Origin of the sequence: Vibrio sp. 10N.247.310.17, assembly GCF_041466605.1 — a bacterium.
Taxonomy (GTDB): domain Bacteria; phylum Pseudomonadota; class Gammaproteobacteria; order Enterobacterales; family Vibrionaceae; genus Vibrio; species Vibrio tasmaniensis_A.
Genome location: NZ_JBFSTC010000040.1, coordinates 23604 through 41634, shown reverse-complemented (window position 1 = coordinate 41634; position 18031 = coordinate 23604). Strand labels below are relative to the sequence as shown.

Here is an 18031-nt window from a genome sequence, read left to right as displayed (position 1 = left end):
TTTGGACATAAAAAGACCCCCAATAATTGGTGTCCAACTATTGGGGGTCAGTTCAAGAGTGGGCTTTGAGCATTTATATCCGCTTAACAGCGATACGCGTTAGTCTATTAAGCTAGAGAAGCTTTAACTTGTGCGTGTAGCTCTTGAACTGAAGTTACTGACGTTTTTGCGTCTGCAGTGTGCGCCATACAAGTCGCGAATGCTGCGTTTAGCGTAGTCGTGTAGTTCACTTTCTCAGCCAATGCGCCACGACGAAGAACTTTAGAATCTTCAATCGCTTGACGGCCAGCCGCAGTGTTCACGATGTACGTGTACTCGTTGTTCTTGATACGGTCAAGAATGTGAGGACGACCTTCGTGTACCTTGTTTACTAGACGTGGGTTAATGCCCGCTTCGCCAAGGATAACAGCTGTACCGTGAGTTGCGTCTAGCTGGTAACCAAGCTTAGATAGCTTAGATGCTAGGTCAACAACACGCTCTTTGTCGCCTTCGCGAACAGAAAGCAATGCACGACCACCTTCAGGGTAGATGTGACCACAACCCAATTCAGCTTTAGAGTATGCTTCAGCAAACGTTGCGCCAACACCCATAACTTCACCAGTAGAGCGCATTTCTGGGCCTAACAGTGGATCAACACCAGGGAATTTGTTGAACGGAAGAACAACCTCTTTCACTGAGTAGTAAGGTGGGATGATTTCTTTCGTAAAGCCTTGAGACTCTAACGATTGACCTGCCATCACACGAGCTGCAATCTTAGCGACTGCTGCGCCTGTTGCTTTCGATACGAACGGCACTGTACGTGCTGCACGAGGGTTAACCTCGATTAGGTACACTTGGTTGTTCTTAACAGCAAACTGCGTATTCATTAGACCACGAACACCCAACTCGAACGCTAGCTTTTCAACTTGCTCACGCATTACGTCTTGGATTTCTTGGCTTAACGTGTAAGCCGGAAGAGAACATGCTGAGTCACCTGAGTGAACACCCGCTTGCTCGATATGCTCCATGATACCCGCAATAACAACACGCTCACCGTCACAAATCGCATCAACGTCCACTTCAACAGCATCGTCTAGGAAGCTATCAAGTAGTACTGGAGATTCGTTTGAAACGCTAACTGCTTCGTTGAAGTAGCGGCGTAAGTCTTGCTCGTCGTATACGATTTCCATCGCTCGACCACCAAGAACATAAGAAGGACGAACAACCAGTGGGAAGCCGATTTCGCGAGATTTCTCTACCGCTTGATCCATTGTTGTTACTGTCGCGTTTTCTGGTTGTAGAAGACCAAGACGGTCAACAGCAACTTGGAAACGCTCACGGTCTTCTGCACGGTCGATTGCGTCTGGGCTAGTACCAATGATTGGTACGCCAGCAGCTTCAAGCTCACGAGCCAGTTTCAGTGGTGTTTGACCACCGTACTGAACGATAACGCCTTTTGGCTTCTCAACACGAACGATTGCTAGTACGTCTTCCAGAGTTACTGGTTCAAAGTACAGACGGTCAGACGTATCATAGTCTGTCGAAACTGTCTCAGGGTTACAGTTAACCATGATTGTTTCGTAGCCATCTTCACGTAGTGCTAGAGATGCATGTACACAACAGTAATCGAATTCAATACCTTGGCCGATACGGTTTGGACCGCCGCCTAAGATCATGATTTTCTCTTTGTCTGTTGGGTTCGACTCACATTCATCATCGTAAGATGAGTACATGTAAGCCGTATCAGAAGAGAACTCAGCCGCACAAGTATCTACACGCTTGTAGACTGGGTGAATATCGTATTGGTCACGTAGACGACGGATTTCGCTTTCTGCTACACCTAGAATCTTAGATAGGCGAGCATCAGCAAAACCTTTACGCTTAAGCTTCATTAGCTCGTCTTTATTCAGACCAGCAAAGCCTTTCGCTTTGAGTTCTTGCTCTAGTTTTACGATGTCTTCGATTTGAACTAGGAACCAACGGTCAATTTGCGTTAGGTTGAATACACCATCAACTGACATACCAGCACGGAAAGCATCTGCGATGTACCAAATACGGTCAGAACCAGCTTCTTTAAGCTCATGGCGAATCGTCGTTAGTGCGTCAGGTGCATCTAGGTCGACCATTTCGTCAAAACCAGTTGCGCCAACTTCTAGACCGCGAAGTGCTTTCTGTAGAGATTCTTGTTGGTTACGGCCGATAGCCATAACTTCACCAACCGACTTCATTTGAGTCGTTAGACGGTCGTTAGCACCTGCAAACTTCTCGAAGTTAAAACGAGGAATCTTAGTTACTACGTAATCGATTGTTGGTTCGAATGATGCTGGCGTTGCGCCACCAGTGATGTCATTCATTAGCTCGTCTAGCGTAAAGCCAACAGCCAGTTTCGCTGCAATCTTAGCGATTGGGAAACCTGTTGCTTTAGAAGCAAGTGCAGAAGAACGAGATACACGTGGGTTCATCTCGATAATAACCATACGGCCATCTTTCGGGTTAATACCAAACTGTACGTTTGAGCCACCCGTTTCAACACCAATCTCACGCAGTACCGCTAGAGAAGCGTTACGCATTAGTTGGTATTCTTTGTCTGTTAGCGTTTGAGCAGGAGCCACGGTGATCGAGTCACCAGTGTGAATACCCATTGGGTCAAAGTTTTCAATCGCACATACGATGATGCAGTTGTCGTTCTTGTCGCGAACCACTTCCATCTCATACTCTTTCCAACCGATAAGTGACTCATCGATTAGAAGTTCGTTGGTTGGAGAAAGATCCAGACCACGACGACAAATTTCTTCAAATTCTTCTTTGTTATAAGCGATACCACCGCCTGTACCACCCATCGTAAACGATGGACGAATGATACAAGGGAAACCAACCATTTCTTGAACTTTGTAAGCTTCTTCCATCGTTTTCGCTGTATCAGCCGTTGGACACTCAAGACCAATAGCTTTCATTGCTTTATCAAAACGAGAGCGGTCTTCAGCTTTATCGATAGCGTCAGCAGTTGCGCCAATCATCTCTACGCCGAACTCTTCAAGTACGCCGTATTTTTCTAAATCTAACGCACAGTTAAGTGCAGTTTGGCCGCCCATTGTCGGTAGAACTGCATCAGGCTTCTCTTTAGCGATGATGTTACGAACCACTTCCCATTGGATAGGTTCGATGTAAGTCGCATCAGCCATGTCTGGGTCAGTCATGATTGTCGCTGGGTTCGAGTTTACAAGAATAACTCGGTAACCTTCTTCGCGAAGTGCTTTACAAGCTTGAGCACCAGAGTAATCAAACTCACATGCTTGACCGATAACAATCGGACCAGCACCTAGAATTAGAACACTTTTAATGTCAGTACGTTTTGGCATTATCTACTACTCCGGATTACGCTTTGTCTTGTTTGTTTGCAACAGACTGGTTAATTAATTCAATGAAGTGGTCGAATAGCGGCGCCGCATCTTCTGGACCTGGACTTGCTTCTGGGTGACCTTGGAAGCTAAATGCTGGTTTGTCTGTACGGTGGATACCTTGTAGAGAACCATCAAATAGAGACTTATGAGTCGCTCGTAATGTCTCTGGAAGCGTATCTTCGTCAGCAGCAAAGCCGTGGTTTTGTGAAGTAATCATCACAACATCACGTTCTAAATCTTTAACCGGGTGGTTTGCACCGTGGTGACCAAACTTCATTTTCACTGTCTTAGCGCCTGACGCAAGAGCAAGAATCTGGTGACCTAGACAGATACCAAAGATTGGTAAACCTTTTTCTAGGAACACTTTTGTTGCTTCAATTGCGTAAGTACATGGTTCTGGGTCACCAGGGCCATTTGAAAGGAAAACACCGTCTGGGTTCAGAGCAAGTACTTCTTCAGCAGAAGTTTCAGCAGGAACAACCGTTAGGCGGCAGCCGCGGTCAACAAGCATTCGTAAGATGTTTCGTTTTGCACCGAAGTCATAAGCAACAACGTGGTATGGCAATTCAGAGTCTGCTTTCGCTTCAGGAAGTCCACCCGTAAGCGTCCACGAACCTTGTTTCCATTGATACGCTTCTTTTGTTGTAACTTCTTTCGCAAGGTCCATACCTTTCAGGCCAGGGAATTCTTTTGCTTTAGCTAGAGCCAAAGCTTCGTCTAAATTTCCATCATTTACTGAAGAGCCAGCTACGATACAACCGTTCTGTGCGCCTTTTTCACGAAGAATACGCGTCAGCTTACGAGTATCGATATCAGCGATACCAACAACGTTTTGCGACTTAAGGTAATCAGAAAGAGATTGTTCATTACGGAAGTTAGAAGCGATTAGAGGGAGATCGCGAATCACAAGGCCTTGAGCGTGGATTGAAGAAGATTCTTCGTCTTCGGAATTGGTTCCGGTATTGCCAATGTGAGGGTAAGTAAGGGTAACGATTTGTTGAGAATAGGAAGGATCAGTGAGGATTTCTTGGTACCCCGTCATCGAGGTATTAAAAACGACTTCACCAACTGCAGAACCTACAGCGCCAATGGCTTCACCGTGAAATACTGTCCCATCTTCTAGGACGAGTAGTGCTGACTTCTTCAAGACAACCTCCAGAAATAAAAATGCATTAAAATTGATTTAATTTGCAAATCTACCTTCCTGCAACACCAAAAACTGCGTGTTTATGGAAATTAGACAAATTGGCGGTATTTTAGTGATCTGCGTGATACGTGTCAACATTTAACGCAAAAGAAATTAAACATTTGTAATAACTAATTCAATTTCTCCCATCAAAGCTTCAAAAGTTCAACTTTCATACTCAATTAATAGGAATATTACGATTTTCTAATTTTCGCCCGTCATTTTCACCCACCATTAGGTGGCAAAAATATCACCAACAAAACGCAATCGATAAATACAATGAGTAAACACGTAGATTTAAAGCTTTAAATCAAAAATAAGAGTCAAGCGGTGATAAACAACAACTAAATACAGTTCTAATCAGGAAAATCGGAGAATAAGAAGAAAGTGACCAAGAGGAGTTTAAGTAGAAAAAAGGGGTAAATAAAGAAAGCGCCGGCAATTGCCAGCGCATAAATATCTATTTACAGATCGTTTAAACCAAGGACGTCTGTCATGGTATAAAAGCCTGCTGGCTTATCATTTAGCCAAACAGCTGCCTTGATTGCGCCATTAGCAAAGGTCATTCTATCCGTGGCTTTATGGGTAATTTCAACGCGCTCACCAATATCAGCAAACATTGCGGTATGCTCGCCAATGATGTCACCGGCACGGATTGTCGCAAAACCAATCTCATCTTTTGTACGCTCGCCCGTAATGCCTTCGCGTGACCATACAGCGACATCGTTTAGCTCATTGCCCATCGCACCAGCGATCGCTTCACCCATGCCGATCGCAGTACCTGACGGCGCATCGACTTTATGACGGTGGTGAGCCTCTACGATTTCAACATCACAGTAATCGCCCATCACTTTAGCGGCCTTCTCTAACAGCTTAAAAACCAAGTTCACGCCAACGCTATAGTTCGGTGCCATTACGATAGCCATTTCTTTTGAAGCCGCATCGATAACCTGCTTTTCTTCTTCAGAGAAACCCGTAGTGCCGATGATCAGTTTTTTACCGTGACGTTTACAAAGTTCAATATTCGCTAATGTGCTTACAGGTGCGGTAAAGTCGACGATCACGTCAAACTGTTCAATCGCTTTCGAAAGGTCATCAACTAGAGCCACATCAAAACGACCTTCACCGCATAACTCGCCGACGTCAACACCGACCAAAGATGATTCTGGACGTTCTGAACCAGCACCAACGCTTGCTTCTGAATTATGGTGAGCGGCTTTCACCAAGTTACGACCCATACGGCCAGCTGCTCCTGCAATTGCAATTCTTACCACTGCGAATATCTCCATTGTTTTGGTTACCGTTGCCACTTATCTCTTGCAGCAACGTTCAATCGATTAATCTCTTTAAACTAACAACAATCTCAAACTCAGGCTAGCAATTACGAAAACTCTTTTATTACTCGCTCTAAAATTGGCACGTTTGCTTCGGGGAAGGCGTATTGACTCAATGATTCAAGATCGACCCATTCACCTTGTTGACCTTCTTTACCATAAGGCTGTTGCTCGAATTCGGTCACAAGGATGAAATCAAACTTAAGTGACTTATCCGTATAGTCAAACTCAAGGTGTTCAAACAAAGTCTGTTCTGTCACCTTAATACCAATCTCTTCATCAAGCTCACGAGTCATTGCTTGTTCGATGGTTTCGCCCGCTTCAACCTTGCCACCTGGAAATTCCCAAAAACCGCCTTTGTGTTTATCGTCTGGGCGCTTAGTGATAAATACCTGTGACTTATCTTGATTGAAGATGATGCCCGCTACAATGTGGATTCTTTTCATATGATGGTGTTCCTTCTATGTTCCTAGCGTCATTCCCTACAATGAGGAACGAATTAGATAGGGAATCTGCTCTTTTGTTAGTTCGAAAGATCCCCGATTCGCTCGTCCCTCACTCTCGATGATGACGCTATCGAAACCTTATTATTTTCACATACAAAAAGAGCCGCCTAAGCGACTCTTTTTATCAATAAGTTTGTGTGAAGCTAAGCTGTGACGTGGTGAGTGCAAGGAGGAGGCACGGAGCTTACGTTAGTAAGTGAGTACCTCCGACACTACAATCATCCGTTACAGCAACGATTCACCAGACTTAGTCTATTTTACCGTGACACTGTTTGTACTTCTTACCACTTCCACATGGACATGGTTCGTTACGACCCACTTTACGCTCATCGCGTACTACCGTTTGTGGAGATGCCGCATCCGCTTCATCGTCAGCTAGCTGGTTTTCAGCCGTTGCATGTTGTGCTTGTGCACGACGCGCCGCTTGTTCAGCTTGAGCTTGACGTTGAGCTTCCATCTTTTCAACTTCTTCTTGTTGCTGAACACGAACTTTAGAAAGGATGGTCACAACGTCTGTTTTCAGTACATCTAGTAGGCCTTCAAACAGTTCAAACGACTCGCGCTTATACTCTTGTTTCGGGTTCTTCTGAGCATAACCACGTAAGTGGATACCTTGACGAAGGTGATCCATCGCAGCCAAGTGCTCTTTCCAAAGGCCGTCTAGCGTTTGTAGCATCACAGACTTCTCGAAGTTACGCAGTACTTGAGCACCAACCACTTCTTCTTTCTGTTTGTAAGAATCAACCGCCATACCAAGAATGCGCTCACGCAATGCTTCTTCATAAAGCTTGTCGTCTTCGTCTAACCAACCTTGAATGTCAAAGTCTAGATCGAAGTCATTCTTCAGACGATCTTGCAGACCCGCAATATCCCACATATCTTCAAGAGACTGAGGAGCGATGTATTCATCAATAACTGACGCCAGTACATCTTCACGGTTGTGTTCGATCATTTCACTGATGTCATCTGAACTCATCAGTTCATCACGTAGCTCATAAACAACCTTACGTTGGTCATTGGCTACATCATCGTACTCAAGAAGCTGCTTACGGATGTCGAAGTTACGACCTTCCACTTTACGTTGTGCTTTTTCAATTGAGCGAGACAGCATCTTAGATTCAATCGCTTCGCCTTCGTCCATACCACTTTGGATAAGACCAGCCATACGATCAGACGTAAATATACGTAGTAGAGAATCTTCCATTGATAGGTAGAAACGAGAAGAACCCGCATCACCTTGACGACCAGAACGACCACGTAGCTGGTTATCGATACGGCGAGATTCATGACGCTCAGTACCAATGATGTGCAGACCACCTGACTCAAGTACTTTATCGTGAATGATTCTCCAATCAGCTTTGATCTTCTCGATCTGCTCTTTGGTTGGGTTCTCTATCTTCTCAAGTTGTGCCTGCCAGCTACCACCTAGCACGATATCGGTACCACGACCGGCCATGTTAGTTGCGATAGTTACCGCACCAGGCATACCAGCTTGTGCAACGATCTCAGCTTCCATTTCATGAAACTTAGCATTTAGAACGTTGTGCTTAATTTTTGATTTTTTCAATGCGTTAGACAGCAGTTCAGATTTCTCGATAGAAACTGTACCAACCAGTGATGGCTGACCAGCCGCTACACGGTCTTTGATGTCTTCAATGATCGCATTGAACTTGTCTTCTTCAGTACGATAAACCACATCTGGCATATCGTTACGAACCATAGGCTTGTTGGTTGGGATAACCACCGTTTCTAGGCCGTAGATAGACTGGAATTCGAACGCTTCTGTATCAGCAGTACCTGTCATACCTGACAGTTTTTCATACAGACGGAAGAAATTCTGGAATGTGATCGATGCTAGCGTTTGGTTTTCATTTTGAATCTTCACACCTTCTTTAGCTTCAACAGCTTGGTGTAAACCTTCAGACCAACGACGACCTGGCATAGTACGACCAGTATGTTCATCAACGATAACCACTTCGCCTTCTTCAGTAACGATGTAGTCGACGTTTTTCTCAAACAATACGTGTGCACGAAGCGCAGCATTCACATGGTGCAATAGGCTGATATTGGTTGGAGAGTAAAGTGTGTCACCCTCTTCCATCAAGCCGTTTTTGACCATTAGTTCTTCTACAAATTCTTGACCGTTTTCAGTCAGGTGAACCTGTTTTGATTTTTCGTCCATGGTGTAGTGACCTTCACCACGGTACTCTTCTGAATCTTCTTTATCTTGACGCTCTAGAGAAGGAATTAGAGTGTTAATGCGCGTATAAAGGTCAGAACTATCTTCAGCTGGGCCAGAGATAATTAACGGAGTACGAGCTTCATCAATTAAGATTGAGTCAACCTCATCGACTACAGCGAAGAAGCGCTCACGTTGAACTCGGTCTTCAGCACGAAAAGCCATGTTGTCACGAAGGTAATCAAAACCAAACTCGTTGTTTGTTCCGTATAGGATGTCAGCTTGGTACGCTTCTTTTTTCTCTGGCGGAGCCATGTTTGCCACATTCACGCCAACAGTCATGCCAAGGAATTCAAATAATGGACGGTTTGTTTCCGCATCACGCTTCGCTAGGTAATCGTTCACCGTTATTACGTGCACACCTTTGCTTGGTAGCGCGTTTAGATAAGCTGGTAGGGTTGCGGTAAGTGTCTTACCTTCACCAGTACGCATCTCTGCAATTTGGCCAGCATTTAGAACCATGCCACCAATCATTTGCACGTCAAAATGACGCATGCCGTAAACACGCTTCGACGCTTCACGTACCGTAGCGAATGCTTCAGGTAGAAGTTGATCTAACGATTCACCTTTATCTAAGCGCTCGCGAAACTCAACCGTTTTTGCTTTTAGCTCATCGTCTGAAAGAGCTTCAAACGTTGGTTCGAAGTTATTAATTTCTTTTACAATTTTTCTAAGGCGGCGCAGTGTTCTGTCATTGCGACTGCCAATTACCTTTGTCAGCAGCTTAGTAATCATGTGCTTGGAATCTCTTCGTTCTCAGATCGTCCGCGATCTATTTTAAATGCCGTCAGTCTCTACTAGCTATAAACTAGTCTTTAGTTACTAACCAAGGATACTGAGATAAATCTAGTATCTTTGATATTGTACTTGAGAGTAGAGTTTTCAAGGCTTTCGTTAAAATTAATGCCCTCTAGTGTAAGTAATTTTCACACCAACGACCATTTATAACCCCATTTGTTTGATGTGCTTGGTACTTTTCTTTCTAATTGTTGATGGATTAGCCAGACTGTAGCCAAATACTAGACAACTTTTAAATACTGACGACACTGTATCTGGAAAATAGATACAAAAAAACCAGGTCAATGACCTGGTTTTCAAAATCTTATATTGTCGTAAACAACAATTACGCTAGAACCATTCCTGGTTCGGCAAACGCAACAGGAGAACCAACTTCTTCTTCGAATGTTGCCCATTCCCAAGCTTCTGCATCAGCAAGTACTGCGCGTAGTAGTTGATTATTTAGGCCGTGACCTGATTTGTATGCACGGAACTCACCGATAATAGCGTGTCCACACATGTAAAGGTCACCAATCGCATCTAGCACTTTATGCGTTACGAACTCGTTTTCGAAACGTAGACCTTCTTCATTAAGAATTCGGTATTCGTCTAGTACTATTGCGCAATCAAAGCTACCACCCAAACACAAGTTTTGTGATTGTAGATATTCAATATCACGCATGAAGCCGAAGGTACGAGCACGAGAAATTTCTTTCACAAAGCCTTGTGAAGAAAAATCAAACAACAGGTGCTGTTCATCAGATTCAATTGCTGGATGGTTGAATTCGATTTCGAAGTCCATACGGAAGCCGTTAAATGGCACAAACTCTGCCCACTTATCGCCATCTTCAAAACGGATTGGCTTTTTGATTCGAATAAAACGTTTCGCTGCATTCAGTGTTTCTACACCCGCTTGCTGTAGCAAGTATACGAATGGGCTTGCGCTACCATCCATAATTGGGATCTCTGGTGCATCGACTTCAACAATAATGTTGTCGATACCCATACCCGCTAGAGCTGCGTTAAGGTGTTCCACTGTAGAGATACGTACGCCTTCGTCATTAACAAGAGCAGTACATAACATAGTGTCACGAACTGACGCTGGATCAGCTGGGAAATCTACAGGTGGATTTACATCTGTACGACGATAAACAATACCTGTATTTGCAGCTGCCGGGCGAAGAGTAAGTGTGACTTTACGACCAGAGTGGAGACCCACACCAGTTGTTTTCACAATTTCTTTCAGAGTACGTTGTCTGATCATCTGCTTGCCTCGTTATCAGTGCTACAAATCACGGTCAGTATTTACCGACCGCGAATTTTACCATTAATTCGACGATAGTCAAACTTTGGGTATTTGTTAATCAGCCTGACGTCGTAAGAATGCCGGAATATCTAAGTATCCACTCTCTTTCTCAGCTTTAGGTGCTGCACTTTGGCTAGCGCCTGTACCTGAAGAAACAGGTGACGTTGTTGGCTGCGGCTTAACTTGAGGTTTTACCTCAGTTTTTTCTTGCAATGGTTGTGCCACTTTATCTTCCACTTTTGGTGCAGTTTGAGCCGCGACCTGTGGTTGAGGAGTTGGTGCAACCTTAGCTTTACCACCAGCAACTAATGTAATGTCTGGTTTTTTCTCTGTGCCGATACCTGTTGCTACAACAGTTACACGGATTTCATCCGTCATATCAGGGTCTAGAGAAGTACCAATCACAACTGTTGCGTTATCAGATGCGAATGCCTTAACTGTATTACCTACTGTTTCGAATTCATCTAAGCGCATATCTAGGCCTGCTGTGATGTTCACAAGAACGCCACGAGCACCAGCTAGGTCGATGTCTTCTAGTAGTGGGCTAGAAATTGCCGTTTCAGCAGCTTCTTCAGCACGGTCTTCGCCTTTTGCGATACCGCTACCCATCATTGCATGACCCATCTCTGACATTACGGTGCGAACATCCGCGAAATCGACGTTAATCATACCTGGGCGAGTAATTAGCTCAGCGATACCTTGTACAGCATTTTTAAGTACATCATTTGCACTTGCGAAAGCTTCTAGCAGAGTGACGCCGCGGCCAAGTACCTTAAGTAGCTTTTCATTTGGAATCGTAATTAAAGAATCCACATGCTTAGACAGCTCTTCGATACCTTGCTCAGCAAACGCTAAACGCTTTTTGCCTTCGAAGCTAAATGGCTTAGTTACAACAGCAACCGTTAGCACACCCAGCTCTTTCGCAACTTCAGCAATAACTGGAGCAGCACCTGTACCCGTACCACCGCCCATACCAGCTGCGATAAATACCATATCGGCGCCAGTTAGAACTTCTTTAATTCTTTCTCGATCTTCGAGAGCTGCATCACGGCCTACTTGTGGGTTTGCACCAGCGCCCAAACCTTTAGTGATATCACCACCAATTTGGATCACGCTGCTAACGCTTGTTTTACGAAGTGCTTGTGCATCAGTGTTAACACTGATGAATTCTACACCTTCGATTGATTCACGTACCATGTGCTCAACAGCGTTACCGCCACCGCCACCAACTCCAACGACTTTAATTACTGCATCGTCAGACATTTCCATCATCGGTTCAAACATGTGTTATCTCCGTTTTTTCCTGCAACTCAGGTTAAAACTCTTTTTGTATCCAATTACGCAATTTACCAAATAAACCAGACATAGAAGGTGCTGAACGCTTAGGTTCGCTGTAATCACCTTCATCGCTGATCTGACAATCTCTTGCGTAATGAAGTAAACCAACCGCCGTAGAATGATACGGCTCTTTAACATAGTCGGTTAAACCACTAACTTCTAACGGCTTACCAACTCGAACTTGATTGCGGAAAACACGTTCCGCACACTCTACCAATCCGTCAATTTGTGCCGCTCCACCAGTGAGAACGACGCCAGCTGCAAGGTGGTGTTTAATACCTTCATCTCGTAGCTGTAATTGAACCGTATCAATAGTTTGGTTAACGAGCCCCATAAGTTCAGTGTAACGTGGTTCAATCACTTCCGACAAAGTTTGTCTTTGCAAACTTCTCGATGGACGGCCACCTACACTAGGGACGTTAACAGAATCATCCTTGCTTACGAGTTCACTCAGAGCGCAACCATGCTTTACTTTTATCTCTTCAGCATCGCTCACTGGCGTGCCAAAAGCGAAGGCAATATCACTGGTTACTGCATTTCCTGCGTAGGAAAAGACTTCTGTGTGTCGCAGTGCGCCGCCAGTCCAAATGGAAATATCCATCGTACCAGCACCAATATCAACAACACAGACTCCAAGCTCTCTCTCGTCGTCAGTAATGACCGCATTACTTGAGGCAAGTCCTGAAAACACGATTTGTTCTACAGTGAGACCACATCGTTCAACAGCTTTAATAATGTTTCTCGCCATGTCGCTATGGCAAGAAATTAGGTGAACACTGACTTCCATTCGAACACCAGATAAACCAAGAGGGTTCTTAATCCCTTCTTGATAATCAATGGTAAATTCTTGTGGGATCACGTGCAGAATTCTCTGCTCATCACCTATTTTAATTGATTTCGCGGTATGGATCGCTCGATCCATATCGTCTTGAGACACTTCTTCATCAGAGATAGTGCCCATGCCTTTTTCAATTCGGCTTGCGATATGTTTACCCGATAGCGAGATAAATACATTGCTGATTTGGCATTCCGCCATCAACTCTGCTTGATCAATAGCTCGCTGAACCGACTTAACTACCGACTCTAGGTCGTTTACACCACCTTTATCCATACCTCTGGATGGGCTTTGCCCAGAACCAATGATATTGATTTGACCATCAGGCAATATTTCACCAACTAGAGCTGATATGGTCGCAGTGCCTATATCAAGACCAACGATTATGTTGTCATCTGCGGTCTTAGTCATCTGTACTCTCTTCTAACTCTTGCTCTGGAAACCAGCCTACAGCGGCTCCCGTATCGTACCTGAGGTCGATGTAGCTCACTTGATTCGCCTTACTACCTAATTCGTTGTAAAGCGAAATAAAGCGCTCAACACGCTCATCTAAAAAATCTTTACCTAATTCTAAACGAATACCGTTGTCTAGAATGATTTGCCAGGCGCGACGCTCATTGAGAACGAGCGAGGTAACGGTTAACCCTAGGCTGTTAATTAAAGGCGTTATCTGTCGCCACTTTTCAATCACTTGTTGGCTAGTGCCATCTGGACCGTAAAGTTTAACTCTATCACCCTTCAAAAGGCCAATATCACCATTAAACACCTGACCATCTTCATTCAACAGCATATTGCCATTCCAGATAGCTGCTGCATGATACTCAGTCAAAAATACTTTTATTGTGTCTGGCCACTGCTTACGAATCGAGACAACAGAAACCCAAGGCAACGCTTCTAAACTGTGTTGCAACACGCCAATATCTTGAGACATGAATGTTCCAATATGCTCTAGCTCGCTAAAGGCATGTTGAACATCACCAGCGGTTACATAAGTTAAGTCGCCTTGCAGTACTATTTTAGAGAGAGGCAATCGCTGATCGTCCCACATCCAAGTCAGTGTGGTATAGAAAAGAAATCCAATGAATAGCAATACCATGACAAAAAAAGACCCGCCTAAGGCGTGTTTCTTGAGCGACGGTAAACTGAATAGGTGGCGGTTTTCGCTAAAAGTACTTTCTACCAAAGCCCGCATTCCCTGTCGTTGGTTCGCAATTCTATTCCCTATCTTCGTAATAGAGGTAAAAGCACTTACTTTAACCTATGAATTATACTGAGCAAAACTAAACTATCAAACGTTGATAATAAGATTTTTGGTCAATTTTAGGTCAATCGCAAGAAGTGAGCGATTGACCACAGTCTGTAGACAGTATTCTGTTACGCGTTCTGCATCTTATTAATGTCTAACTGCAATGATTCCAACTGCTTCGCTACACGGCCAACGTCGCCCGCACCCTGCGTTAAAACAAGGTCACCGCCTTGAATTACGTTGGCTAAAGCCGATGGCAGTGCGTTGATATCGGCAACAAAGATTGGATCTATCTTACCACGCCCGCGAATAGTTCGACTTAATGAACGCCCGTCAGCCCCTGCAATAGGTTTCTCACCTGCAGAATAAACATCTAACAGAATTAGGACATCAACTTGTTCAAGAACGTTCGCAAAATCATCATACAGATCGCGAGTACGGCTATAACGGTGCGGTTGGAAGATCATAACAAGACGTTTATCAGTCCAGCCACTTCGTGCAGCTTGAATGGTTACGTCCACTTCGGTTGGGTGATGACCGTAATCATCAACCAGCATTGCAACACCTTTACCTGTTTCGTACTCACCTAGGTGATCGAAACGACGACCCGTGCCTTCGGTTCCCGCCATCGCTTTTAGAATCGCTTCATCGCTGATGTCATCTTCTGTTGCAACAGCAATCGCAGCGGATGCATTCAATGCATTGTGACGACCCGGAATGTTTAGCGTAATATCAAGGTTAGCTTTACCTTCACGTACCACCGTGAATTTGCCTTGCTGACCTTCTTGTACGTAGTTTTCAATACGGATATCAGCATCTTCTGAGAAGCCGTAAGTAATCACTTGGCGGCTAACCTGAGGTATAAGCTCACGCACTACAGGATCATCAACACACATCACAGCCTGGCCGTAGAATGGCAGGTTATGTAAGAAATCAATAAACGTCTGCTTCAGCGTTTCAAAATCGCCGCCGTAAGTGTCCATATGATCCGCTTCAATGTTAGTGACGATACTAACCATTGGTTGCAGATGTAAGAATGACGCATCACTTTCATCAGCTTCAGCGATAAGAATACGGCTCGAACCTAAACGTGCGTTAGTACCTGCACTTTTCACCAAACCACCGTTTACGAAGGTTGGATCTAGGCCTGCTTCAGAGTAAATCTGTGTCACTAGCGCAGTCGTGGTTGTTTTACCGTGTGTACCTGCCACAGCAATGCCGTGACGAAAACGCATCAGCTCAGCCAGCATTTCAGCACGACGTACGATCGGTGTGCGCGCTTCACGAGCAGCAATAATTTCTGGGTTTTCTTCGTTGATAGCGGTTGAAACCACCACAACACTTGCATCGGCAACGTTACTTGCTTGGTGACCAACGTAAACAGTAGCCCCCTTGCTAACTAAGCGTTCTGTCACTGGGTTTTGAGCAATATCAGAACCTGTGATCTGGTAGCCTTCATTAAGCAAGACTTCAGCAATCCCGCTCATTCCGGCACCACCAATACCAATGAAGTGGATAGATTTAACACGGCGCATCTCTGGCACCATTGCACGGATTTGCGCTAAGTATTGGGTATGTTCAATCGTCATCAATTCAATCTCATTATTTTGCTAAAGCTTTGATCGCTTCAGCGACAGTCACATCAGCATCAAGCTTGGCGGCTTGACGAGCTTTTGTTGCCATCATTTTTAATTCATTTCTATCAAGCTGCGCGATAGTGTTCGCGAGTTTATCAGCCGTTAGTTGAGGCTGTTCAATCATTAACGCCGCGCCACATTCTACTAAATGATCGGCATTCAACGCTTGTTGTCTGTCTTTGTGCATAAACGGAACGAAAATAGAACCTACACCAGCAGCAGACACTTCAGATACGGTTAATGCACCAGAGCGACACACTAATAGATCTGCCCACTCATAAGCTTGCGCCACATCATCAATAAATTCAGTCACTTGAACATTATCTACAGAATGTGATTTGTATTGTTCAATCACTTGCTGTTGATTGTTCTTACCTGCTTGATGCACCACAGTGAAGCCTTCACCAAGCTGCGCCATCGTTACTGGCAAGGTATCGTTCAGGATTTTTGCGCCCTGACTACCGCCCATAACCAAGATGCGGATGTCACCATCACGCTCAGCCATGCGTTGCTCGGGTTCCGCTAAGGCAACAACATCTTCGCGTACTGGGTTACCCACCACTTCTGCGGTAGAAAACGCACCAGGAAAAGCTTGGAAAACCTTTTTAGCAATCTTAGACAGCCATTGGTTGGTTAAACCTGCCACTGCATTTTGTTCATGTAGAACCACTGGAATACCAGATAACCAAGCCGCGATACCCCCCGGGCCACTGACGTAACCACCCATGCCAAGCACCACATCAGGTTGCCATGCTTTAATATGTCGTCTGGCTTGAAGTATGGCATTAATAATCTGGAACGGCGCTTTAATTAGCTTGCTAATGCCTTGACCACGCAGGCCTTTCACCTTAATGAAGTCGATCTCAATACCATGCTTTGGCACCAGTTCCGCTTCCATTCGGTCCGCCGTTCCTAACCAGCGAATTTCCCAACCTTGTTGCTGAAGCTTTTTCGCCACCGCTAATCCAGGGAAAACGTGACCGCCAGTACCACCAGCCATCACTAAAAGTTTTTTGTTTTGTTTCATAACGTTAGATTCTTATTCTACTAATTCGTTTTGATTGTCGGCTTGTTCTTTTTGTTGAACTCGGCATTCATGATCGATACGCAGCAGCATAGAAACCGCTACTGACATCACGATAAGGCTTGAACCTCCGTAACTGATCAGCGGTAAGGTTAGACCTTTGGTCGGAACAATACCTGAAGCGGCACCTACATTAACAAGCGTCTGAAAAGCAAACCAAATACCAATGCCAAACGCCAGATAACCGCTGAACACTTGGTCGTTTTCGAAAGCTTTTTTGCCAATAAAAATAGCTTTAAAAACCAAACTAAAGATCAGCATCAACACTAAGGTTACGCCAACAAAACCCAACTCTTCAGCCAGTACAGCAAAAACAAAATCGGTGTGTGCTTCAGGTAGGTACTCGAGTTTTTGAATTGAATTACCAAGCCCTTGCCCCATCCAATCACCACGACCGAACGCCATCAATGATTGAGTTAGCTGATAACCACTACCAAACGGGTCACTCCAAGGTTCCCAGAATGACGTAACACGTCGAACACGATAAGGCTCAATAACAATCAATCCCACAACGGCAGCAATACCTGCCACCATTAAGGCTATAAATTGTGACAGCTTAGCACCTGCGATAAACAACATGCCAAACAAGGTAACCAACATTACGACAACGGTACCCAAATCGGGCTGGCCAAGTAGCAACACCGCAAAGGCACCGAACACCATGATCGGTTTACCAAAACCACCGAAGAAGGTTTTTCTCACTTCATCCTGTTTACGTACCAAATAGCCCGCCATAAAGATAAACAGAGATAACTTAGCGACTTCAGCAGGTTGTAAGTTAAACAGCCCGAGAGGAATCCAACGTGAGGCACCGTTAACCGACTTACCGACGGCTAACACCACCACTAGCAAAAAGAAGGATAAGCCCAATAGGTACATACTGTATTGAAACCAGCGTTTCATCGGGATTTGTAATATTACGCTGGATACACCTAACGCTAACACCAGGAAAATGGCGTGGCGGAACATGAAGTGAAACGGCTGATCGGTTAAACGAGCACTGATTGGGAACGAAGCCGACGTTACCATTACCAAGCCCGTCAGCATCAGTCCAAGAGCAATCCATACCAACTGACGATCGTAGAGCGCCTCTGGTGTGGCACGGTTAAGCCATTGCCAAATAGATTGATTAATCTCTTTCACTCTTTGCACTGAATGTTAGT

12 protein-coding genes are annotated in these 18031 nt (G+C 44.7%); all 12 read right to left on the bottom strand.

What is annotated here, in order from left to right; genetic code table 11:
- Window positions 1–107: 107 nt before the first annotated feature.
- Window positions 108–3338: a carbamoyl-phosphate synthase large subunit gene (gene carB, locus AB6D80_RS12790; RefSeq protein WP_372188678.1), complete on the bottom strand. Its 3231-nt coding sequence runs from the start codon at window positions 3336–3338 to the stop codon at window positions 108–110.
- Window positions 3339–3354: 16 nt separating this feature from the next.
- Window positions 3355–4527 (bottom strand): glutamine-hydrolyzing carbamoyl-phosphate synthase small subunit, encoded by a 1173-nt coding sequence (gene carA / locus AB6D80_RS12785; protein ID WP_371702220.1) that lies wholly within the window; start codon window positions 4525–4527, stop codon window positions 3355–3357.
- Between the two features lie 503 nt (window positions 4528–5030).
- The gene (dapB, locus tag AB6D80_RS12780) at window positions 5031–5855 is read right to left on the bottom strand and encodes a 4-hydroxy-tetrahydrodipicolinate reductase (RefSeq protein ID WP_020477212.1); all 825 of its coding nucleotides are present in this window, start codon (window positions 5853–5855) and stop codon (window positions 5031–5033) included.
- Window positions 5856–5947: 92 nt separating this feature from the next.
- On the bottom strand, window positions 5948–6346 hold the full coding sequence (gene mutT / locus AB6D80_RS12775; protein WP_009848390.1) for an 8-oxo-dGTP diphosphatase MutT: 399 nt from the start codon (window positions 6344–6346) through the stop codon (window positions 5948–5950).
- 307 nt (window positions 6347–6653) lie between these two features.
- Complete coding sequence (gene secA / locus AB6D80_RS12770) at window positions 6654–9380, bottom strand: preprotein translocase subunit SecA (RefSeq protein ID WP_009848389.1); 2727 nt, start codon at window positions 9378–9380, stop codon at window positions 6654–6656.
- 388 nt (window positions 9381–9768) lie between these two features.
- Window positions 9769–10686 (bottom strand): UDP-3-O-acyl-N-acetylglucosamine deacetylase, encoded by a 918-nt coding sequence (gene lpxC / locus AB6D80_RS12765; protein ID WP_009848388.1) that lies wholly within the window; start codon window positions 10684–10686, stop codon window positions 9769–9771.
- 96 nt (window positions 10687–10782) lie between these two features.
- Window positions 10783–12012, bottom strand: coding sequence for a cell division protein FtsZ (ftsZ, locus tag AB6D80_RS12760; RefSeq protein ID WP_012603216.1), 1230 nt, complete (start codon window positions 12010–12012; stop codon window positions 10783–10785).
- Window positions 12013–12043: 31 nt separating this feature from the next.
- Window positions 12044–13312, bottom strand: a complete 1269-nt coding sequence (gene ftsA, locus AB6D80_RS12755; RefSeq protein WP_372188675.1) for a cell division protein FtsA — start codon at window positions 13310–13312, stop codon at window positions 12044–12046.
- Window positions 13305–14084 (bottom strand): cell division protein FtsQ/DivIB, encoded by a 780-nt coding sequence (locus tag AB6D80_RS12750; RefSeq protein WP_065680328.1) that lies wholly within the window; start codon window positions 14082–14084, stop codon window positions 13305–13307. Before AB6D80_RS12750 ends, ftsA begins: the two co-directional genes overlap by 8 nt.
- 191 nt (window positions 14085–14275) lie before the next feature.
- Window positions 14276–15736, bottom strand: a complete 1461-nt coding sequence (gene murC / locus AB6D80_RS12745; RefSeq protein WP_372188673.1) for a UDP-N-acetylmuramate--L-alanine ligase — start codon at window positions 15734–15736, stop codon at window positions 14276–14278.
- Window positions 15737–15749: 13 nt separating this feature from the next.
- The gene (murG, locus tag AB6D80_RS12740) at window positions 15750–16811 is read right to left on the bottom strand and encodes an undecaprenyldiphospho-muramoylpentapeptide beta-N-acetylglucosaminyltransferase (RefSeq protein WP_102250321.1); all 1062 of its coding nucleotides are present in this window, start codon (window positions 16809–16811) and stop codon (window positions 15750–15752) included.
- Between the two features lie 12 nt (window positions 16812–16823).
- On the bottom strand, window positions 16824–18020 hold the full coding sequence (gene ftsW, locus AB6D80_RS12735) for a cell division protein FtsW (RefSeq protein WP_009848956.1): 1197 nt from the start codon (window positions 18018–18020) through the stop codon (window positions 16824–16826).
- Between the last annotated feature and the right edge of the window lie 11 nt (window positions 18021–18031).